The sequence below is a fragment of the Parabacteroides sp. PM6-13 genome, assembly GCF_029892605.1.
In the GTDB taxonomy this organism is placed as follows: Bacteria; Bacteroidota; Bacteroidia; order Bacteroidales; family Tannerellaceae; genus QVMG01.
Map to the genome: position 1 here is coordinate 1 of NZ_JARXWF010000002.1, position 21780 is coordinate 21780.

General features: G+C 48.8%; 17 protein-coding genes. 7 read left to right on the forward strand and 10 right to left on the reverse strand.

All coding sequences use genetic code 11. The features are described 5' to 3' along the window. Positions 1-491: 491 nt before the first annotated feature. From M2134_RS01965 to M2134_RS02000, 8 genes are all read right to left on the reverse strand, one after another. Entirely contained in the window at positions 492-2162 is a 1671-nt protein-coding gene (locus M2134_RS01965; RefSeq protein ID WP_280750399.1) for a lytic transglycosylase domain-containing protein, read from the reverse strand. Between the two features lie 8 nt (positions 2163-2170). Beyond that, positions 2171-2938 (reverse strand): DUF5683 domain-containing protein, encoded by a 768-nt coding sequence (locus M2134_RS01970; protein ID WP_280750398.1) that lies wholly within the window; start codon positions 2936-2938, stop codon positions 2171-2173. Continuing rightward, the gene (locus M2134_RS01975; RefSeq protein ID WP_280750397.1) at positions 2935-3810 is read right to left on the reverse strand and encodes a ParB/RepB/Spo0J family partition protein; all 876 of its coding nucleotides are present in this window, start codon (positions 3808-3810) and stop codon (positions 2935-2937) included. Before M2134_RS01975 ends, M2134_RS01970 begins: the two co-directional genes overlap by 4 nt. 70 nt (positions 3811-3880) lie before the next feature. Further along, entirely contained in the window at positions 3881-4645 is a 765-nt protein-coding gene (locus M2134_RS01980) for an AAA family ATPase (protein WP_280750396.1), read from the reverse strand. 131 nt (positions 4646-4776) lie between these two features. Next, the gene (locus tag M2134_RS01985) at positions 4777-5121 is read right to left on the reverse strand and encodes a HigA family addiction module antitoxin (RefSeq protein ID WP_280750395.1); all 345 of its coding nucleotides are present in this window, start codon (positions 5119-5121) and stop codon (positions 4777-4779) included. Positions 5122-5127: 6 nt separating this feature from the next. Then, positions 5128-5445: a type II toxin-antitoxin system RelE/ParE family toxin gene (locus tag M2134_RS01990; RefSeq protein ID WP_280750394.1), complete on the reverse strand. Its 318-nt coding sequence runs from the start codon at positions 5443-5445 to the stop codon at positions 5128-5130. A gap of 93 nt (positions 5446-5538) precedes the next feature. Then, entirely contained in the window at positions 5539-8241 is a 2703-nt protein-coding gene (locus M2134_RS01995) for a prolyl oligopeptidase family serine peptidase (RefSeq protein WP_280750393.1), read from the reverse strand. A gap of 781 nt (positions 8242-9022) precedes the next feature. After that, the gene (locus M2134_RS02000; protein ID WP_280750392.1) at positions 9023-10048 is read right to left on the reverse strand and encodes a transposase; all 1026 of its coding nucleotides are present in this window, start codon (positions 10046-10048) and stop codon (positions 9023-9025) included. A gap of 602 nt (positions 10049-10650) precedes the next feature. Between M2134_RS02000 and M2134_RS02005 the strand changes: the two genes are divergently transcribed. From M2134_RS02005 to M2134_RS02030, 6 genes are all read left to right on the forward strand, one after another. Beyond that, on the forward strand, positions 10651-12498 hold the full coding sequence (locus tag M2134_RS02005; RefSeq protein ID WP_280750391.1) for an ABC transporter ATP-binding protein: 1848 nt from the start codon (positions 10651-10653) through the stop codon (positions 12496-12498). Positions 12499-12519: 21 nt separating this feature from the next. Then, the gene (locus M2134_RS02010; protein WP_280750390.1) at positions 12520-14952 is read left to right on the forward strand and encodes a glycoside hydrolase family 95 protein; all 2433 of its coding nucleotides are present in this window, start codon (positions 12520-12522) and stop codon (positions 14950-14952) included. A gap of 91 nt (positions 14953-15043) precedes the next feature. Beyond that, the gene (locus M2134_RS02015; RefSeq protein WP_280750389.1) at positions 15044-15598 is read left to right on the forward strand and encodes a DUF4468 domain-containing protein; all 555 of its coding nucleotides are present in this window, start codon (positions 15044-15046) and stop codon (positions 15596-15598) included. Between the two features lie 41 nt (positions 15599-15639). Then, positions 15640-16674, forward strand: a complete 1035-nt coding sequence (locus M2134_RS02020; protein WP_280750388.1) for an iron ABC transporter permease — start codon at positions 15640-15642, stop codon at positions 16672-16674. A gap of 5 nt (positions 16675-16679) precedes the next feature. After that, positions 16680-17696 carry an ABC transporter ATP-binding protein gene (locus M2134_RS02025; protein ID WP_280750387.1) on the forward strand — a complete coding sequence of 339 codons (1017 nt, stop codon included), beginning with the start codon at positions 16680-16682 and terminating at the stop codon, positions 17694-17696. A 30-nt stretch (positions 17697-17726) separates the two neighbouring features. Then, positions 17727-19067, forward strand: coding sequence for an MATE family efflux transporter (locus tag M2134_RS02030; protein ID WP_280750386.1), 1341 nt, complete (start codon positions 17727-17729; stop codon positions 19065-19067). A 90-nt stretch (positions 19068-19157) separates the two neighbouring features. On the opposite strand, the gene M2134_RS02035 is transcribed toward M2134_RS02030, so the two are convergent. Beyond that, the gene (locus M2134_RS02035; RefSeq protein ID WP_280750385.1) at positions 19158-20264 is read right to left on the reverse strand and encodes an Mrp/NBP35 family ATP-binding protein; all 1107 of its coding nucleotides are present in this window, start codon (positions 20262-20264) and stop codon (positions 19158-19160) included. A 30-nt stretch (positions 20265-20294) separates the two neighbouring features. Next, positions 20295-21056: a tRNA (guanosine(46)-N7)-methyltransferase TrmB gene (gene trmB / locus M2134_RS02040; protein ID WP_280750384.1), complete on the reverse strand. Its 762-nt coding sequence runs from the start codon at positions 21054-21056 to the stop codon at positions 20295-20297. Positions 21057-21185: 129 nt separating this feature from the next. On the opposite strand from trmB, the gene M2134_RS02045 reads away from it, so the two are divergent. Beyond that, entirely contained in the window at positions 21186-21776 is a 591-nt protein-coding gene (locus tag M2134_RS02045) for a LemA family protein (RefSeq protein WP_280750383.1), read from the forward strand. Positions 21777-21780 lie beyond the last annotated feature (4 nt).

Consider the following 21780-nt stretch of genomic DNA (forward strand, 5'->3'; position numbering starts at 1 on the left):
AGCCCGGGACTTTGTCTAGGGCTTGTTGTACTAAAGGTTTGTTTTTCACACGCGTTGATTTGAAGTGGTGTTTATTTCAACGCAATATATGAAATAACAAACGATCCCGCTTCGGCGGGATTTAGTACAACCCCGTGCAAGCCGCTAAGGCGTAGCTCGGGGGACGAGAGTATAATAAAAAACGAGCTCCGTAGGGGCTCAACAGTTGACCTCCTACGGAGCTCATGATATATATATATATATATATTACGTCAACCCCGAGCTACACCTACGGTTTGCACGGGGTTATCCAAGTTGAAGCCCTTTCGGGCTTTCTAAAACCTTCCCATTTTCTCCGATTTGAAGACCAGCAGCCTGAGGCAACTGGCTACAGAGTAGAATCGCGCTTGCAGCGCTCCACGGGGAATCTTCCAATCTTGGAAGATTGGAAGGACTTCTGAATCACATCTTACGTCATCTGAACCCCATCTAACATACGGGATAAGCCACTATCACCCCACCGGTATTCGTAGCTTCTGTCCGGGGCGGATCTTTGTGTTTGGCAGGTTGTTTGCCTTTTGGATATTGGCCGCGCTGATGCCCGGGTATTTCTGGGCGATTGCATAGAGAGAATCGCCCGATTGCACCGTATAGGTCACGTACCCACCGGTAGCTTTTGTAGTCGTTGTAGTTGCGGCCGCTGTAGTTGTCTTGGCGACTGTTTGCGTTGTTGATTTCGCGGCAGCAGGAGCTGTCGTCGTTTGTTTGGCAGAGGCAAAGGTAACGCCACCATTATCCACATAAACAACCAAGCGCTTGCCACGTGCCACCCGGTTGCTTCCCAATCCGTTCCAACGGCGTATCTCACGTGCCGTAACACCATACTTATCCGCGATGGTGTATAGGTTCTCACCGTTTTGAGCGACGTGCGTAATACGTTCACGGGTAGAGGACTGTCCGGTCGTGATGGCGTTGTAAGGAACACAGTTTGCCAACAGTTCATCCATGCGGTGACGATAGATCGTATCCTCCATCTCCACAAAGGCATACGTATCTAACGACGGCAATTTTAACACCGACGGTTTATTGTTTCCCGGAATAATATCGCGCTTGTATTGCGGATTCAACAAACGAAGCAGTTCGATATCCACATTAATCAGTTCCGTGATCTGTTCAAAATGGAGCATCCGATCCACCATAATCGTATCGGTAGCCAACGGCAAAGAGGTCTGCACCGGACATAGATTATGCTCGCAAGAGTAGTTCATAATATAATAGGCAGCGATAAAGAGCGGCACATACGAACGTGTTTCCTTCGGCAGATAGGAGTAAATATCCCAAAAATCGGTCTTCCCGCCGGCGCGTCGAATTGCTTTATTCACGTTGCCCGGTCCACAGTTGTAGGCAGCCAACACCAGGTTCCAGTCTTCATAGATGTCATACATATTCTGGAAATAGACACAAGCCGCATGGGTAGCTTTCACCGGATCACGACGCTCATCCACCAGGCTGCTGATCTCCAATCCGCACATCTTCCCAGTAGGCAACATAAACTGCCAAAGCCCGGCAGCACCCACGCGCGACAAGGCATTCGGATTGAGGGCGCTTTCCACCACCGCCAGGTATTTCAGTTCGTCCGGCATATCATGTTCGTCGAGCACCTGCTCTATGATGGGGAAATAGTAATTCGCCATGCCGAGCATATAACGAACCAACCCGCGCCGTTTCTCTGCGTATAGGTTGATACAATCCTTTACCGATTTATTATAGGTCAGGGGAATCACGTGATAAAGACTCTCCAGGCGCATCCGATAGATAGAGTCCGGAAAAGAGACATTATGCGCATCGTCATGACAGTAATCATCCACGTTAGAGAAATACTGCACATGCCAGCTATTTAACAGGCTGTCGACATCCAAGTCGAAACTCTTCGGTATAAACCCCACCTCAAGCGCCAGGGAATCATTTGAAAGAACAGAGTAATCGCCACTCAGATTAAAACGAAACAGGCTGTCTTCGCCTAAAAATAGACGATCGTCCTCATCCTCTCCATCCAACAGCGCCTCTTCCGCCTGCTGCTCTTCCTCTTCCAATAGCTGCTCCAACAACACAGCCTCCTGCGCATACACAAAAGATCCCTGCAGGAGCAAGATGGATAATAAAATAGTAATTTGTTTCTTCATATGCATCGTCAGAATTTAAAACTGCAATTAACCCCATACGACTGGGAGCTGTAGGGGGTTTTCGGTGTAACCACCGGTTCTACCCGCATGGAGAGATCCGGAGAAATGTCAAAATCAAACAATTGGGCATCTACATAGGCGTCCAATAAACTGATCAGATAGACCCCGGCAGAGATGATAATACTCAAATCACGGTAGCGACGGTAATAATCCTTTCGCCTCTTCAGGGTATTATCCCGGAAAGAGGTATTATTGATCTCCGCCTCAGGCGAACTATTTGCCGGCACAAAGATCTGCCAACTCGTATGCCATTCGCTCGACGGATTCCCGCTTGTCGAATCGTACATATAGTCTTTGTAGGCAGTAGAGTAATCGCTATACATCATCTGGTTCCAGGTAATGGCATAGGTACAGCCCAAGAAAGCCCCGTAAACAATCGGTACCTTCCAGTATTTCCGGTTGTAGATCTGCCCCATACCCGGTATCAGTCCATATAACATCGCCCGCGTAGGGTTTGGCTTGAAGGCTGATTTGTTAGGAGCCAGCTCCCGGATATCCGCTTCGGCCTCCGCCGCTATGGCTTGCGTCATCGAATCCGGCATCTCAACCACCAGCGTGTCCATCACCAACATCCTCTTCTCCCATTCGGGTATCGTATCTTCCGAGAGAATAATCGTGTCCGGCCTTGCTTCCATCACAACCTGTTCCACCTGAGCCATAAGCGCCAGCGGCAAACTCCACAACAGAACGAATAAGATGACTATTCCGTTTCTCATTTCATTTTATCAAGTAAAGCAATCAGTTTCTCCAATTCCTCTTCGGATGCGAAAGGAATGGTGATCTTCCCTTTTCCTTGCTTATTATAGCTCAGTTGCACCTTCGACCGAAAAAAGCGTGAGAGATGATCCTGCAACAGGGTGTACTCTTCCGGCAATTTTGTTTTCGCTTTTTTTGCACTGCCCTTCTCTGCTTTCGTTTCGGCATTCCCGCGCACAAGCTCTTCTACATGGCGCACCGAGAGTCCATCGGCCAATACCTTTTCATACAGAGCCAGCTGAATCTTCGGATCCTCCACCGAGATAAGCGCACGCGCATGTCCCATATCAATCTTCCGGTCCTTCAGTCCCATTTGCACCTCCGCCGGCAGCTTCAACAGTCGCAGGTAGTTGGCAATCGTAGCCCGCTTCTTCCCTACCCGCTCGCTCAGTCGCTCCTGCGTAAGTCCGTATATATCGATCAGATTTTGATAGGCCAGCGCGATTTCTATGGAGTTCAAATCCTCCCGTTGAATGTTTTCGATCAATGCCATCTCCATGACATTCTCGTCTTCAGCGGTCTTGATGTAAGCAGGAATACGCTCCAGCCCGGCCAACAGAGAGGCTCGATAACGGCGCTCCCCGGAAATGATCATATATTTGTCGTTATCCGTTTCTTTCAGGGTAATCGGTTGTATCACACCCAACGAACGAATAGAGGTAGCCAATTCTTCCAACGCGTCCTCTTCGAACACCGAACGAGGTTGATTGGGATTAGGTTGAATCTTACTCAGTTCTATCTCGCTTATCGACGATGAACCGCCCGTCTTCAGGTCGTCCATCGTTATCAACGCGTCCAATCCACGGCCGAGAGCCGCTCTCTTTACTGCCATACGCTTCTTTTAATTGATAATTGATAATTGATAATTGATATCCATTATCAATTATCAATTATCAATTTTATTATTTCGTTTTACTAATCAATTCTTTCGCCAATTGTAGATGATTCAACGCCCCCTTTGATTCCGGATCATACAGAATCACCGGCTTCCCATAGCTGGATGCCTCACTGAGTTTCACGTTGCGCTGAATCACCGTGTCGAACACCAAATCCTGGAACGGGCGTTTCACCTCTTCGTAGATCTGGTTTGCCAGACGCAGACGCGAGTCGTACATCGTCAACAGAAAGCCCTCTATCTCCAGCGAGGGGTTCAGCTTCGACTTGATGATCTTGATCGTGTTTAATAACTTACTGATCCCTTCCAGCGCAAAATACTCACACTGCACCGGAATAATCACCGAATCGGCAGCTGTCAGCGCATTCACGGTGATCAACCCCAAAGAGGGCGAACAGTCGATCAATATATAATCATAGAGATCTTTCAACGGCTGCAACACCTGTTTCAGTACGCGTTCCCGCTGATCGAGGTTGAGCATCTCAATTTCAGCTCCTACCAGATCAATATGCGATGGTATGATTTCCAAGTTCTCCACTTCCGTTGGCAATACGGCTTTTTCCGCTTTTTCCCCGTTGATCAGACATTCATAGATCGAGAGTTCAACCGAACGTATATCCAACCCCAACCCAGAAGAGGCATTGGCCTGTGGATCCGCGTCGACCACCAACACCTTCTTTTCCAACACAGCCAGTGAAGCTGCCAGATTGATGGTCGTTGTCGTCTTGCCCACACCACCCTTTTGATTTGCTAATGCGATAATCTTTCCCATAAAAATGCATTTATTTGGGGAACAAAACTAACGAATCTATTCAAAACGACCTTCGGTTAAAAGCAGACTTTGTTTGTTTTGTTGATAAATCGCCCAAATTGTTGATAACTTACAAAGATAGATAGATTTTTTCAAAGAAGGGCGGTCATTTTGCGCACCTTGTTTACTTTCTCCATAAATAGATTGTCACGCTTGGCGACAAACATATTATAACGCGCCTGCATTTTGAGAAGCGGCTCGGCGTCAAGCCCCAAGGCGGCTTCAAGAAGCAATGCCAGTTCGGTGTTTACAGGGCGTTTGCCATTTAACACCTCATTGAGTTGCGTGTATGACACGTCCATTTCGGCAGCAAGCTTGCGTTGCGAAATACCACGAAATCCAATCTCCTCCTTTAGAATCTCGCCGGGATGAGTCGGAATATGTGGTTCGAGGTTGTTTGCTATCATGTCGTGAGCAACATCCTGAAGGATAATCATAGCTTTTTATTTATAATGATTTGACAATTCTACAATACTACATATCGTAGCAACCATTTGGTCACTATCTGTTTTCTCTTCAAACTCGATACGGTATTGGTCGTTCACCCTGACGGATGACAAACCGGCTTTGTCTCCTTTCAGCCTTTCATAATTCAATGAGTTATACTTCTTCAATGCTAATACATCGGGCTGAGTAATCATCAGGTCAATCACACGAATATACTTCCGGATTATTTCTGGCTGAAAACGGTGTTTTTTATCTGTTGTTTTGCCCGTCCGATATATATCACGCAAATAGTCCTTTTGAAAGATAATAACCATACCACAGTTTGATAGAACAAAGATAACGATTATCCCTTAATATTCACAAAAAAGTGAACTAATCTTTTCCTATTCCTCCATGCAACATTCCCCTCAATACCCCAACTCAAAGTCCTGATCAACAGCGGGCACTCCTTCTTGCATCCACTTCGGCATAGGTTCTTTCTTCAGGTAGTGGTTGAAGAACTGAAGCATACGTTTCTGGAAGTCTTCGCGGTTCGCCATCTTCATCGGCCAATGGATCTCACCCGGGTAGTTAAGCAGCCAAGCCGGTTTTTGCAGGCGCTTCAACGCCACAAAATACTCGATCCCCTGATACCAGGGCACATGTCCGTCATTGTCGTTATGCATAATCAGGATCGGTGTCTCCACCTTGTCCATCGTGAAAAGCGGCGAGTTTTCCATAAATTCACGCGGCGCGCTCCAGGGCGTTCCGCCTATACGGCTCTGGGTATGTTCATATTGGAAAGCGCGAGCCAATCCGGAGCCCCAACGGATACCTCCGTAGGCACTAAACATATTCACCACCGGTGCACCCGATTCAATAGCCGCAAAGAGACGAGTGCGGGTAGCCAGGTAAGCCACCTGATAAGCGCCCCAGCTATGTCCCTGTGCGCCGATCGCCTGCTCGTCGACAAAGCCCTGCTCGATCAACGCCATCACCCCCGGAATAACACAATTGTAACAGCTCTCGCCCGGATAGCCGGTTTCATAGACCACATCCGGATTGAACACCAAATAGTCCTGACTGTTGTACATATGATAATCGACAGTAGAGCGATGCGGTTCAGGCATATGGTAGCCGTATAGGTTTTCCGAATTACGCTCATAGAAGTTGACGATCATCGGATACTTCTTCGTCGGATCGAAATCGACCGGTTTGCAAAGCACCCCTTCCAGGCGTTTGCCATCCAGCGAAGTCCACGACACCAATTCGGCTGTTCCCCATTTGAAATCCTTCTGCTGTTCACCCATATGAGTCAGCGGATGACTCTTCTTAAAGCTAAGATCAGACAGGATCACCTCCGGGAATTGCTCGAAAGTCTCTTGGGTGTAGAGAAGCGCTTTGTCCTCTTTCGCCTTCACCGGAGTTGTCAGGCGGTAATTACCTGCCAATAGGGTCTTCGGAGCAGAAGAGGCTGTCAGCTTCTTTTCATAATACCCGGAACCCTTTGTCGTTTCATTAAAGCCGGTGAGCAACTGTGTCTCTTTCAGGTCAATATCCTGTTTCTCCCGATCAAAACGCACCAGGCGATAATTGATCCGCTCCTTGCGTCCATTGGCGGTCAGATTCACGGGTGCTTCGACACCTCGCGGATCAAATCGCCAGATATCATATCGGTCATAGAGCAGGATATAAGCATCTTTTTCAGCCCATCCGGCCGCGCCATGAGCCGAGGGATAATCCGGCACATCATTTTGTTCGTCCCAAGCCGTAAACATATCCGGCGTAGTCAGTCGGTATTGCTTCTCCGTCGCGAACTCATAGGTATACCAGGCACTGTCCCTTCTCGCGTACCAATAGGCAAACTGCCCGTTGGGCGACAGCTGAGGATGATTATAATCAGCCTGCAAGATCTGGCAACGTTCGCCTGTAATGAGTGACACGGCATAGGTATCCTGACGCGTATCATATTCCCACATGGAAGAGACCGAATAAGGACGTGTGTTGGCAGCCAGGGCATATTCCCCTTTCCAGGGCAACGATACGTTCGGCATCTCCTCCGTTCCCACCTGCAGGAATTGTCCTCGCTGAATATGATAAACCGCCGTATAGGTCTTCTTCAGGTCGCGCTCTTTATTATATACTTGCGCGGTATATTGCACCGGTTCATTCCACGACCACACCTGCACATTCGGACGATATTCAGCCAGCTGGGTGGTATCCTTCTGTCTGGGCTCCGGCGCGGTTCCCAACACAATATAGTTGTCGTCATGGAAGAAACGTAAGCCCCCCTCTTCACTGATAATCCATCCTTCGGGCAAGACCGCGTCTGCCCGGTCGATCATTTTCCGTGCCGGACTGTTGCGTCCTGCCAGCCACAGTTCCATGGCGCGCGAGGTAGAATCGTTTTTCTCCCGGTAGAGAAATGCCAGGTTGCTTCCCGTCTCATCCCAAGTAGCTTTTTTGAACAGACCATCACCCTCTTTCAAGAGGCTGTTTTTTTCATTTTCGATATCAAAAGAGTAAATACCCGCCTTTGTTCCCAACGTATCTCCCTGGGATATATAATAGAGGATAGCAGCCTTCGTGGCAAAAGCAAATTCAGAAACGGCCGGAAACCGATGTTCCTTCTCCCCATTCAGGGAACGAACCACCAAGGTTGAGTCCTTACGCGCGCGTTGATAGGCCATCCAGTCGGCTTTGTTGGCGACGCGATAGGAGCGTATGGAATCGATTCGCTCTTCCCCACCCGCCTGATGGCGAATCAACAAACGATTCATAGGCATATCATTTTTCTTGGTCTTTCGCAGTTTAAGGGAATCTGTTTCCTGTTTCGAGGGTAACTCTTCCACCAGCCAATAAGCGGAACTGAATGAGAAACGATTCTTTCCGGCCGGTGCATAAGAAGCAGCCTGTTCTTTCTTCTGATGGTTGTAGAGATACACGGTAGCATCCCCCTCCCAGGGAGCAACCGTCACAGCCGACCAGCGTCCGTTGTCCGAGATCACCTTATCGGTCACCCGTTGCCAAGCGGTCAAATCCTCTACGGTTAACGCGCGTTGCGCCTGTCCGTCTATAAGAAACAAAAAGAAAAGTACGAAGGGAATAAAAAATCGATAGTTTAGCGTCATAACAGTCATAGTATTTAATTATCTTGCAATAATACGAATTTTTTAGAAATTTCAGAAGTCCATATCTACTAAAAAAAGCCAGATCCAGAAAAGTGCGGGTTCATCCGGCGAATGCGTATTTTTTACAATATAATCAAATCGGAAAAGATTGAGAAGATGGGCGGATTTTCGAATTGGAGAAGATGGGAAGGAGATAGGAAATAGGAGATAGGAGATGTTGGCACAGGTGACGTAGATAACACTATGTTTGACTTTATTTATAAGACTGAAGGTCACGAGCCCGAAGGGCTGAGTCCCAGAGGGACGAAGACTTAGCCCACGGGTAAGTAGGCTGAAAGCCTGCGCCACCCTGGGTATCATGACAATACAATAAGTTGAGTTCTGAAAGAACGATAGATAGTATGATAGAATATATGGTGATAGAGCCTGTAAATATTGGTTTTCTTCTTTCGTTCTTACAGAACTCATTTTTTATATATCCATGGAATCCCAGGGTGGCCTTCAGCCATGAATATAATATCCCCGCCTTCAAATCTTACAATATCTGAAGATCCGCCCCACCTTCATCATTACACTACCTGAATTCAAATACGCATTTACCGGATGAACCTCCAAAAATCAGCGTATTGCTCCCTTCGGAAGCGAACGTTATTTCCCAGTTCAGACCATTTTGCTTTACGCCTTCGGCTAAGCGAACGCTGTTTGTCATTTTGCTTTACGCTTCGCTAAGCGATTTACAAATTGCTTTCTATGTTAAAATCCAAACGAAATGACATATATTTTACGTATTTGTATCCAAAAACATATTTTGATAATTAGTCTGATACGGCACTTTATTTTTGACAACGGCAAAGACCCGGTGTACAAGTTTGTTTCTCACATTATTGATGATTAACCTTTCATCTTTACCTTCCCGTAGTTTTCGGTGATAATATCCGTTGAGTTCCGGATCATGTTTTACGGCACACCTTGCTGCTTGTGTTAAGAGTGCCCTGATCTGTTTATTAGCCAGGGAAGATGTTCGTTTAGGAGTATTTAGGCTTGTTCCTGATGACCTCCCGAAAGGGACCACTCCGGTATAACAGGCGAGTTGTCGCGCATTATCAAAGCGGGTGAAATTATGTGTATGTATGATTAGGGCTACTGTGTTTATCAGTGCAATTCCTTTGACCGAAGTGGCCAGATCATAATTTTCCTTTACGTCCATAGAACTGTTTATAATCTCCAACATTTGCTTTTCCACTTCTTTGATCTCCTTGTTGATCCGCTCTATGTCGCGCATGGATTGCTCGTAGATATATCGTGCGGTAGAATCACGTTTGTGTATAGCACGTATTTCAGTGGCAGAGATCAATAATACTTTTTTGTTGCGTATTAGTCGCTCGCGAAAGGATAACAGCAGGCTTAAGTCAGTTATGGCCTTATCTGTTGGAAGGCAAGCCTTTGCTTTGTCCCGGAAACGATAGGCGTATTGAGCGATGGCTAAAGAATCAGCCTTGTCGTTCTTTTCCCTCTTGACTCCGGTGGACAGCTTTATTTGCAACGGACTTTCCAACCAAAGAAACATATTCTTCTTCAAGAGAAACTCCGTTAGACCTACACCATACAGTCCCGTATGCTCGCCGCAGAACAACCATGCAGAAGAGCTGATCTTTGTATTCTGACGAACCCAACGCAGCAGTTCCCCATAGCCCTGCTTGTCGTTTGTAAACTTGTTATAATGCACCAAGTCCAACTCACAGGACGAAAAAAAGGATACATCAAAACTCTTTTTAGAAAAATCAATTCCGATAAATAATTTCTTCATAACTTTACTCTGTTTAATTTTGGAATTAACAGGAAAGCTGACGGCTGCTAAGACCCTTAATAGGCTTCAAATCCTAAGTTTCTATCTGGCATCTTCAGCTTGACAAACAAAGGTCCCTGGCAAATTATAGGGTTATCCCTGGTCAAAACGATGGTTCACCTTCGTTTGCCTGTTAATTCCTTTCTTTTATACAAGCAAAGTAAAGAATTAACATCGCTTTTATTCGACTACAGATTAAGTCTATTTATACCGTAAGTTCTTCTCCAGCCTTTCTCTTGATATTTACAATGTTTCTCTTCAAGAAAAAGGCAAATGCAAACTAAGGGTCAAAATCGCCCGAGTATTTTTCCAAAAACGTAGGGGTATTTAAAATTAGTCAGGCGAGTAACACTTTTTAACGTATCATATTGTAAAGCAAAACCGACTTTTTGCTTACACTTTGTATTTTGCAATTCGCCAAAAAACCGTAAAAAAACAGCTCAAAAAAAGACTAAATAAGTCCAAACAATATTCAAAACAACCGCTAAGACGAGAAAGAGATACGGTATAAAAAGAATTATCGCTAACTTGCGCCCCTAAACAGCAATTAAATAGGACAATTCATGAAAGACTTCTTGCGTATTCTCCGGCGTTTTGTGCCTCCCTATAAGAAATTCTTAGGATGGAACATTTTTTTCAATATACTATCCGCCATCCTCAATCTCTTCTCTTTTGCCCTGATCATTCCGATCCTAAACATCCTGTTCCGCTTGGAAGAGAAGACCTACAGCTATATGGAATGGGTATTCAATCCGGGGTCTTGGGATGCCTGGAAATCAACTGCGGAGGTGGTGAAGAATAACTTTTTCTGGTTCGTTTCCAACCTGATCGAGACCAATGGGGGAACCTATACCTTGATTATCCTGGGCGTATTCCTGATCGTCATGACATTCCTAAAGGTGACGGCCATGTATATGGCCTTCTTCACAATGATCCCGATCCGTACCGGCGTAGTGCGCGATATCCGCAACCAGATCAACCGTAAGATCACCCAACTGCCTCTTGCTTTTTTCTCCGAAGAGCGCAAAGGGGATATCATTGCCCGTGTATCGGGTGACGTAAACGAGATAGAGACCTCGATCATGAGTTCATTGGATATGCTTTTCAAGAATCCGATCCTGATCCTGATCTACCTGATCGGTATGATCGCGATCAGTTGGCAGCTCACTATTTTCGTCCTCATTTTATTGCCCATAGCGGGTTACCTGATGGGCAAGGTAGGCAAAAGCCTGAAGCGCAAATCCTTAGACGGGCAACAGCAATGGGGCTTATTGATGAGCCAGATAGAGGAGACCCTGAGCGGACTGCGCATCATTAAGGCGTTTAATGCCGAACTAAAAATACAGGAACGCTTCGAGAAGGCGAATGAGAAATTCCGTTCGATCACCAACCGCATCTACCGTCGCCAGCAGATGGCGCATCCGATGAGTGAGTTTCTGGGCACGATCACGATTGTTGTCGTTTTATGGTACGGCGGGTCGTTGATCCTTTCTTCCAATAGCTCGATCGATGCCTCTACCTTTATCTATTACCTGGTGATTTTCTACAGCATCATCAACCCCGCCAAAGACCTGACCAAAGCGACCTACGCTATTCAGAAAGGGCTTGCTTCGATGGAGCGTGTAGATATGATATTAGACGCTCAAACCGATATTCACGACCCGGAATCGCCGAAAGACATCGAGTTAGCAGACCGCATCACCTACGACAATGTATGGTTTAAGTATCAGAGCGAATGGGTATTGAAAGGCATCAACCTGGAGATTCCCAAAGGAAAAACAGTGGCCTTGGTCGGACAATCGGGCTCAGGAAAGAGTACCCTGGTCGATCTGTTGCCACGTTTCTACGATGTGACAAACGGAGGGATCCGCATCGATGAGACCGACGTACGACAGGCTACGCTCTATGACCTGCGCAACCTGATGGGAAATGTCAATCAGGAAGCCATCCTGTTCAATGATACCTTCTTTAACAACATAGCCTTTGGCGTGGAAGGCGCCACGAAGGCTGAGGTGGAAGAGGCCGCCCGCATAGCCAACGCCCATGAGTTTATCATGGCGACGGAAGAGGGCTACGACACGAATATCGGCGATCGCGGCGGCAAGCTGTCGGGTGGACAGCGCCAGCGCATCAGCATCGCCCGGGCGATACTCAAAAACCCACCGATCCTGATCCTCGACGAGGCTACCTCGGCACTCGACACCGAGTCGGAACGCCTGGTGCAGGAGGCATTGGAGAACCTGATGAAGAACCGAACCACGATCGTGATCGCGCATCGCCTGTCTACCATCCGCAATGCCGATATGATCTGTGTGATGCACGAAGGCGAGATTGTGGAGAAAGGGCGCCACAACGAGCTCATCGCGTTGGATGGCTATTACAAGCGCCTTTGCGATATGCAAAGTTTCTAAGACTCATTTTTCAATAAACATATGAAAAGACTTACTCTACGCTGTTTACTCCTGTCGGTGATTGTATTGACAGGATGTGAAAAGCAAGTGAAACCAACACTCAGTTACCATTTCGACCGTCCGGCTCAGCTATGGGAAGAGACATTCCCTTTGGGCAACGGGCGCATTGGACTAATGCCCGATGGGGGCATAGAGCAAGAAGCTATTCTACTGAATGAGATCTCGTTATGGTCGGGCAGTGTGCAGAATACCGATAACCCGGAGGCGATCAAATCCCTGCCGGAGATACGCCGCCTATTGTTTGAAGGGCGCAACGACGAAGCGCAGCAACTGATGTACGACACTTTTGTATGCGGCGGACAGGGTAGTAACCGGGGCAACGGAGCCGATGCCCCTTACGGTAGCTCCCAATTATTAGGCTATCTCAACCTCGATTTTTCTTATCCCGACGCCGGGGCTCCGGTTACGGCATACCGTCGGACGCTCCACCTCGAAGAGGCGGTTTCTACCTTATCTTTCACAAAAGGAGATACCCGTTATACTCGGGAGTATTTCACCTCTTTCTCGGAAGATGTAGGCGTTGTGCGGCTCACTGCCGACCGGGAAAAGGCATTGCGCTTCACCCTGGGCATGAGCCGTCCCGAATGTGTTACAGTTACGACCGATGGCAGAGATCTGGTGTTGAAAGGACAATTGCCCGACGGTGTAGACACCTTGGAATACAAAGGTATGCAGTTTGAAGCACGCGTCAGGGTGTTGATGCCCCAAGGCGGAACCCTTACACCAGCAGCCGACCGACTGGAGATAGCCGATGCTACGGAGGTCATTCTATTGGTGAGTATGGGCACCGATTATTTCAACGAATATGATTTTATCAATCAGACGACCGCCATGCTTGACAAGGCGGAGGCTGTTGCCTATCAGCCGTTGCGCGATTCGCATACCGAGAAGTATGCGGAACTGTTCGGCCGCGTGGAGCTCGATCTGGGCCTCTCCGGCCGGGAAGAGTTGTCGATCGACGAACGCCTTTCCCTGTTTGCCGTTGACCGGCAGGATGTCTCCCTGGCTACGCTCTATTTTCAGTTCGGACGCTATCTGTTGATCTCTTCTACCCGTCCGGGACTATTGCCTCCCCATCTACAAGGGCTCTGGTGTAACACGATACGTACACCCTGGAATGGCGATTATCATTTGAATATTAATCTGCAAATGAATCTTTGGCCGGCTGAGGTGACTAACCTTTCGGAATTGCATCTGCCATTGGTTGAATGGACCAAACAGCAGGTTCGAAGCGGACGACGCACAGCCAAGGTGTTTTACAACGCGCGTGGCTGGGTGACGCATATCCTGGGAAATGTATGGGAGTTTACGGCGCCGGGCGAGCATCCCTCCTGGGGTGCCACCAATACCTCAGCCGCCTGGTTGTGCCAGCATCTGTATGAACATTATCTCTATACGCTCGACAAGGAGTACCTGGCCGATGTCTATCCGGTGATGAAAGAGGCTGCTCTGTTTTTTGTCGATATGCTGGTGGAGGATCCGCGCAATGGCTACCTCGTCACCGCGCCGACCACCTCGCCCGAAAATGCTTTTATCATGGAGAATGGACAGCGGGTGAGTATTGTCGCCGGATCGACGATGGACAATCAGATCCTGCGCGAGCTCTTTACCAACACGATAGAGGCGGCTTCGCTCTTGGGCATCGATGAAGACTTTTCGAACACCCTGAAGGCGAAACGTGAACGGCTGATGCCGACGACGATTGGTCCCGACGGGCGCATCATGGAATGGCTCGCGCCTTATAAAGAGGCGGAGCCCCAGCATCGCCATGTGTCGCACCTCTATGCCTTGCATCCGGGCAATGAGATATCCGTCCTGAAAACGCCTGAACTGGCGGAAGCAGCCCGTCGATCGTTGGAGGCGCGGGGCGATAAGAGCACCGGTTGGTCGATGGCGTGGAAGATGAATTTCTGGGCGCGCCTGCATGATGGCGACCATGCTTTCAAACTCCTGGCAGAGCTTTTGCAGCCTTGTGTCGACCGAGGCACCAATATGACCAACGGGGGTGGCACCTATCCGAATCTTTTCTGCGCGCATCCTCCTTTCCAGATCGATGGTAATTTCGGCGGTTGCGCGGGCATTGCCGAGATGTTGTTGCAGAGCCAGTCGGGCGTAGTCGAGATACTTCCGGCATTGCCGGCTGCCTGGCCTTCCGGTAGCTTCAAGGGGATGAAAGTGAGAGGCGGAGGTGAAGTTGCTGCCGAGTGGGTGGAAGGAAAGCTGACTACAGCCAGCCTGAAAGCCATTGTATCCGGTCGATTCGTTATTCAGATACCGGCCGACTCCGACAACCTGATCATCAAAAAGAATAATAGAATAGTCTCCATGCCTATTGTCGACTCCACGTTAAGCGTTGACCTGCAGGAGGGAGAAGAGATTGAATTCGTGTTCTGATCGATCTCTCGGATGCATTTTATCTTTATGAAATGAGATGAATTCTTCTCAGAGTGGCTATCTTTGCCCTTCAATTAAAAGGAAAAGATCTATGAAAAAGTATTTTTGCCTGTTTCTCCTGATTTTTCTGCCGACTCTGTTAGTTGCCGGGGAACGGGGATTTGCGTCTATGGAAGAGGAGAACACCTGTTCTCCTGTCAAGAATGGAAAAATATGTTATAGCGACGATGTAAGCCTGCGGACCATATCCAAAGGGCGCCTGTTTGCGATTATCAACGCCTGGGCGCATGATAACTATGGAACTGATTTTGTCTACTCCAATGTGTCCGCCAATAAGAATAAGGGATCGATATTGATCAGCTCCAAAGTGGAATTATGGTTATCGGAGCGCGAGAGCACGATGATGAAGTTTCGGGTACGTATCCAATGCTATGATAACCGGTACACGATCGAGATCACAGATATATCCTATCAGTATGACCCGACTAATGCGCGGAAAGTCAAGAGCTATCCGGCAGAAAGCGTGATCCTCAAAGAAGGACAAGGCAACCGGGTGGATATCATTAAGAACCCGCTACTGTTCTGCGAAGCCACCTATTACTTTGCGGATAAATTGATGGGGCAGATCTATAACGAAGTGAAATAACGCGGATCGATCCGCATGACTGAACCAACCGCTGCCGCGCCATGAACAGGAAACCACTTTATATGTATGCCTTCTGGGTGGTGCTTCTCCTGGTCTTGTTTGCCGGAAGCCTTGCCTACGGCTCGGTGGCTATTCCTATCGATGAGGTATTTTCTATTCTGTTTGGCAAGGAGTCGGAACGGGCTGCCTGGCAAAGCATTGTATTACAGGCACGGTTGCCGCAGGCTTGCACCGCTCTCTTGGCGGGAGCTTCGTTGGCCACCAGTGGGCTTTTGTTGCAGACGCTGTTCCGCAATCCCCTTGCCGGTCCCTCTATCTTAGGCATCAGCGACGGGGCGAACCTGGGCGTAGCGATCGTGATGCTCTACCTGGGCGGAAGCCTGAAGCAACTGACCGGCTGGACAACCGGCGGTTATATAGCGATTATCCTGGCGGCTTTCGTAGGAGCCTTCCTGGTGTTAGCCATTATCATCTATTTCTCCTCCAAGGTGCGCAGCAATGTGATGCTGTTAATCATCGGTATTATGGTGGGTTATCTGGCCTCCTCGGTTATCTCTATCCTGAATTATTACGCGGCAGCCGATAAAGTGCATACCTATGTGATGTGGGGGATGGGGAACTTCTCCGGTGTATCGGTGGAGCAGTTGCCGGTCTTTGCCGCCATTTCCGGTGTCGGTTTGCTCTTTGCTATCCTATTGATCAAGCCGTTGAACGCCTTGCTTTTAGGCGAACAATACGCGGCCAACCTGGGCATCAAGATCAAGCAAACGCGAGCATTGATCCTGATCTGTACCGGATTACTAACAGCCACGGCGACGGCCTTCTGCGGACCAATCTCGTTTATCGGTTTGGCGGTGCCGCATATTGCCCGCTTGATGATTGGTTCGTCCAACCATAAGATGCTGGTGCCGGTCACCCTATTGGCGGGATCGTGCGTGGCTTTATTATGCAATATGATGATGGTGGTGCCCGGATCGAATGCGATTCTGCCACTCAATGCCGTTACGCCGATCCTGGGTGCTCCGGTGATTATCTACGTGATCGTGAACCGTAAGAATATTCAGTATTTCAATTGAAGGCGATGAAACAGACAGCTGCCATAGAAACCATTGGGTTAAGCATCGGGTACCGTCTGAAAGGTGGTCATCGGAAGGTGGTGCATGAGGCATTGAACCTACGGATGAATGCCCGGGAGGTGACCTGTCTGCTCGGCTTGAATGGCGCCGGTAAATCCACGCTGTTGCGTACGCTCTGCGGTTTTCAGTCTCCTTTACAAGGGGAGATACGCCTATTGGGCAAGCCGTTGAACAGCTATTCGCCGGCTGATTTCTCCCTGACGGTAGGGGTTGTATTGACCGAGAAAACAAACGCGGGCGGGATTACGGTCTACGACCTGGTCGCTTTGGGGCGGCATCCCTATACCGGTTTCTTCGGGCGGCTGCAGCCGTCGGATCACCGGATTGTGGAAGAGGCACTGGAGGCGGTCGGCATCACACATAAACGGGAGAACTATGTCTCCGAACTCAGCGATGGCGAGCGACAAAAGGCGATGATCGCGAAGGCGCTGGCGCAGCAATGCCCTATTATCCTATTGGACGAACCGACTGCTTTCCTGGATGTCACCAGCCGTATCGAAGTGATGATGCTGTTACGCCGACTGGCCAAGGAACAGGGGAAATCCATTCTGTTGTCTACCCACGACCTGGATCTGGCGATTCAGATGGGCGATCGTCTCTGGCTGCAGGAGAAAGGGCGCCCGATGGCGTGTGGAACGCCTGAGGATCTGATCCTGAACCATTCGTTTGAATCCTTTTTCCGGAAGGAGGGTATTCTGTTCGATGCTACAACCGGCAAGTTGCATACCGAACTACCTACGCATCCTGTCGGCGTGGCGGGCGATCCGCTTACGGCTTATTGGGTAGGGAACGCCTTGGTGCGCAACGGATATAAACCTTCTGCCGTGACAGAGGGTCAGTTGAATATCGACTGTCTGTCGCCCGAACATATCATCCTCACCCATCAGGACGGACAGCGTGAAGAGGTGAAAAGCGTGGATCAACTACTGGTATCTATTTCGCAGCTCCCGACTATTTCGTAACTTGCGGCCGCTTACATATAGGGTACCGCCATGATTGAAACGAATCAAATAACACAACGACTCGAAACAGAAAAGATCTCCCGTCTTTTATTGCGTTATGCCATTCCCGCTGTTATAGGAACAATGGTCAACGCTTTGTATAACATTGTCGACCGCATCTTTATCGGGCAAGGTGTCGGGGCGATGGCCATCTCCGGCTTGACGCTTACCTTTCCGATCCTTATCTTTTTGCAGGCATTCGGTATGCTTGTCGGAGTCGGTGCGGCTACGCGCATCTCCATTTATCTGGGGCGCAAGGAGCATAATATGGCGGAGAAGGTATTGGGCAATGCCCTGACCCTGACAGTTCTTTTCTCCCTGTTGACGATCGTTCCCTGTTTGATCTGGATGGATGAACTGTTGATTGCTTTTGGCGGCAGTGAACAAACCATTCCGTATGCCAAGGCGTATCTATATATCGCTATTCCGGGGAATATCTTTGCTCCCCTGAATTTTAATTTCAGCAGCGTTATGCGTGCTTCGGGTTATCCGAAGAAATCGATGACGGCTATGCTGATCGGCGCCTTTTTGAATGTAGTCCTGGATGCTGTTTTCATTTTTGGCTTCGATATGGGCATACGCGGAGCTGCCATTGCGACGGTTATCTCCATGCTGGTCAGCTCCGTTTTCGTGATGAGCCATTTCCTGAACAAGAACTCACTGGTGCATTTCCGTCCCCATACCTTCCGACTTCAGAGGCCGGTTGTCTGGGGTATTCTGTCGATAGGTATGTCGCCCTTCACCATGCAGCTGGCTGCCAGCTTAGTGAATGTCATTATGAATCATTCCCTCAAGACCTATGGGGGCGACCTGGCCATCGGGGCAAACGGTATCATCTCGAGCATCGGTATGCTGTTGATTATGTTGACGATGGGTGTTGCTCAGGGCATGCAGCCTATTGTCGGCTATAATTGGGGGGCAGGCCACCGGAAGCGGGTGATGGAGACCCTGCGGTTGGTTATTATCACCGCCACTATTATTACCGGAACGGGCTTCCTTTGTAGTACCTTCTTGCCTGAGACATTGGTGCGAGCCTTCACAAACGATCCTGAAATGACCGCTATTTCGAGCAATGGATTGCGCCTGTCGTTGTTGTTGTTCCTGCCTGTCGGTTCACAGGTGGCTATTACTCAGTTCTTCCAAAGCATAGGCGTTGCCTGGAAAGCGATGTTCCTTAGCCTAAGCCGCCAAGTGCTCTTTCTGATACCGGCCTTATTTTTGCTACCTCCCTTCTTTGGATTGGATGGGGTATGGCTGGCGGGGCCACTGTCTGACCTGGCGGCTGTGATAACGGCCTGGCTACTCCTTTGGCATCATATAAAAAGGCATTAAGGATTTTCCATTCCTTAATGCCCTCTTTATTGCTTTACGCTGCGCTAAGCGATCTTCGATTCTTCATTCTTTATTCTTCATTCTCTTCATTTACTTTGAGACATGCACCCGCTGTGTCGGCGGCAATTCGCTTTCCCGGCGTTCAACCTGTTCGACCACCTGTTCGGCTAACTGTCGGAAGGCACTTCCCGTCATGCTGTCGGGATTAAGCGCCACAGGTTCGCCCTGATCGCCGCCTTCGCATATGCTCTGGACAATAGGTATTTGTCCCAACAAAGGCACCTGCAGCTCTTCCGCCAGGCGTTTGCCTCCCTCTTTGCCAAAGAGATAGTATTTGTTTTCCGGCAACTCCGCCGGTGTGAACCAAGCCATATTCTCGATCAATCCCAATACGGGCACACCCACCTTCTCGCCCTGGAACATACTGATGCCTTTGCGGGCATCGGCCAGCGCCACCTCCTGCGGTGTGGTTACCACTACCGCACCGGTAATCGCCAGCGTTTGAACCATGGTCAGGTGAATATCGCTGGTACCCGGGGGGAGGTCGATCAGGAAATAATCCAGTTCTCCCCAGTTGGCATCACCGATAAGCTGCTTCAATGCGTTGCTTGCCATCGCTCCACGCCAGAGCACGGCGTCTTCTTTGTTCACGAAGAAACCGATGGAAAGCAATTTGACGCCATAGTTTTCGGCCGGTTCGATCAGTTCACGCCCGCCGACTTCAACCATATAGGGGCGCGCCTCCTCGACCTGAAACATTTTAGGCTGCGAAGGACCGAAGATATCGGCATCAAGCAGTCCCACCTTATAACCCAAGCCGGCCAGGGCAACGGCTAAATTAGCTGCCACCGTGCTTTTGCCAACCCCCCCCTTTCCGGAAGAAACGGCAATGATATGTTTCACCTGCGGAAGCAGTTTGTCCGGCTCCGGACGTTGTAATTGACGGCTGACCACGCTGATGTTTCCTTTGATATCGACCTCTTCGCCCACATAGGCCAGGATAGCCGATTCGGCCGCTTTTACAACCGATTTGATAAATGGGTCGTTCGGTCTGTCGAACAGGAGCGAGAAGCTTACTTTATTACCGTCGATGCGGATATCATCTTCCACCATGCCGGCGGAAACCAGGTCTTTGCCTGTGCCCGGATAGCGCACTTTGCTGAGCGCATCCAGTATTAATTGCGGATAGAGCGTCATATTATTACTGTGTTTTTTATATCTATTGTTTTACTTGCCCGAAGCCAACGCGCTTCGTTTGCTGCGGTTGAAGCTTCGGTAACTGTCATATTCTATTTCAACATCCGGTTCAATGAGTGCTTCCCTCTCTTCACAAACAAACTGGGTATAGGTGATATTTAACCCACGGTCGAGCCATTGTTGCTCGTAATAGGTCTGGATAGAGAGGATGGCATCGTCTGCGAAGTCGGAATGATAGAGGTCGTCTGTTGCGAAAAGCAGGGGATAGTGGTTTGCCTTGATCATCTCCTGCGTATAGGTGTACATAAATTGACTGTCGGTCTTTAGGTGAACAATCCCCTTCTCAGCCAATACCTCGCGGTAGAGTTTCATAAAACGGGTGGAGGTCAATCGCTTGTTCACCTTCTTCATCTGCGGATCAGGGAAGGTAAGCCATATCTCGGCCACTTCGCCCGGCGCGAAGAAATGGGTGAGTAGTTCGATATGGGTGCGCAGAAAAGCCACATTGGTCATGCCTGCCTCCAACGATTCTTTGGCACCGCTCCACATACGGGCGCCTTTGATATCGATTCCAATGAAATTCTTATCCGGAAAGAGACGTCCCAGGCCGACCGTATATTCGCCTTTGCCACATCCCAGTTCCAGGACAATAGGCTTATCGTTCTTGAAAAACAACTTATTCCAGCGCCCTTTCATCTCAAAGCCTTCTTCCTGCAACCGGCCGAAAGGGTATTCAAATACATGCGGATAACCCGCCATGTCGTCAAATTTTGCCAATTTATTTTTTCCCATGGGGCAAAGATAATGAAAGATAGTGAAAGTCGAATCAAGAGCCAAGCTCACAACATAATCCATTGCGTAACTGTTTTTTTTGTAGCTTTGTATTCAAAAGTGTGCATTATTAACTAAAATACTAAGAATATGTCAAAGAAGATTTTATGGATTGCGATTCCCGTCCTGTTGGTAATTGTGGTGTTCATGTGGGGAAAAGGGGTGTATAACAATATGGTAACCCAGGAAGAACAGGTAAAAACCGCTTGGAGCCAGGTAGAAAACCAATACCAGCGCCGCCTGGATCTGATCCCTAATCTGGTGAATACCGTCAAAGGCTATGCCAGCCATGAGCAGGAAACGCTCGAAGGTGTGGTAAACGCGCGTGCGGCAGCCACACAGACCAAGATCGATCCGAGCAACCTAACCCCGGAAGCTTTGCAACAATTCCAATCGACCCAGAGCGAACTAAGCAGTGCTCTATCGCGTTTGATGGTGGTAGTCGAACGCTATCCCGAACTGAAAGCCAACCAGAACTTCCTGGAATTACAGGCGCAACTGGAAGGAACAGAAAACCGTATTGCCGTAGAACGCCAACGTTTTAATGAAACGGCACAGGGTTACAATACGAATATCCGTCGTTTCCCGAATAATCTATTGGCCGGCATGTTTGGCTTCTTCCCCAAAGCCTATTTCTCGGCTGAGGCGGGTGCCGAAAAAGCCCCTGTGGTACAATTCTAAGACA

Coding starts and splice junctions, on each gene's coding strand:
- M2134_RS01965 (WP_280750399.1), bottom strand. CDS start 2,162: ATGAAGAAACAAATTACTATTTTATTATCCATCTTGCTCCTGCAGGGA.
- M2134_RS01970 (WP_280750398.1), bottom strand. CDS start 2,938: ATGAGAAACGGAATAGTCATCTTATTCGTTCTGTTGTGGAGTTTGCCG.
- M2134_RS01975 (WP_280750397.1), bottom strand. CDS start 3,810: ATGGCAGTAAAGAGAGCGGCTCTCGGCCGTGGATTGGACGCGTTGATA.
- M2134_RS01980 (WP_280750396.1), bottom strand. CDS start 4,645: ATGGGAAAGATTATCGCATTAGCAAATCAAAAGGGTGGTGTGGGCAAG.
- M2134_RS01985 (WP_280750395.1), bottom strand. CDS start 5,121: ATGATTATCCTTCAGGATGTTGCTCACGACATGATAGCAAACAACCTC.
- M2134_RS01990 (WP_280750394.1), bottom strand. CDS start 5,445: ATGGTTATTATCTTTCAAAAGGACTATTTGCGTGATATATATCGGACG.
- M2134_RS01995 (WP_280750393.1), bottom strand. CDS start 8,241: ATGACGCTAAACTATCGATTTTTTATTCCCTTCGTACTTTTCTTTTTG.
- M2134_RS02000 (WP_280750392.1), bottom strand. CDS start 10,048: ATGAAGAAATTATTTATCGGAATTGATTTTTCTAAAAAGAGTTTTGAT.
- M2134_RS02005 (WP_280750391.1), top strand. CDS start 10,651: ATGAAAGACTTCTTGCGTATTCTCCGGCGTTTTGTGCCTCCCTATAAG.
- M2134_RS02010 (WP_280750390.1), top strand. CDS start 12,520: ATGAAAAGACTTACTCTACGCTGTTTACTCCTGTCGGTGATTGTATTG.
- M2134_RS02015 (WP_280750389.1), top strand. CDS start 15,044: ATGAAAAAGTATTTTTGCCTGTTTCTCCTGATTTTTCTGCCGACTCTG.
- M2134_RS02020 (WP_280750388.1), top strand. CDS start 15,640: ATGAACAGGAAACCACTTTATATGTATGCCTTCTGGGTGGTGCTTCTC.
- M2134_RS02025 (WP_280750387.1), top strand. CDS start 16,680: ATGAAACAGACAGCTGCCATAGAAACCATTGGGTTAAGCATCGGGTAC.
- M2134_RS02030 (WP_280750386.1), top strand. CDS start 17,727: ATGATTGAAACGAATCAAATAACACAACGACTCGAAACAGAAAAGATC.
- M2134_RS02035 (WP_280750385.1), bottom strand. CDS start 20,264: ATGACGCTCTATCCGCAATTAATACTGGATGCGCTCAGCAAAGTGCGC.
- trmB (WP_280750384.1), bottom strand. CDS start 21,056: ATGGGAAAAAATAAATTGGCAAAATTTGACGACATGGCGGGTTATCCG.
- M2134_RS02045 (WP_280750383.1), top strand. CDS start 21,186: ATGTCAAAGAAGATTTTATGGATTGCGATTCCCGTCCTGTTGGTAATT.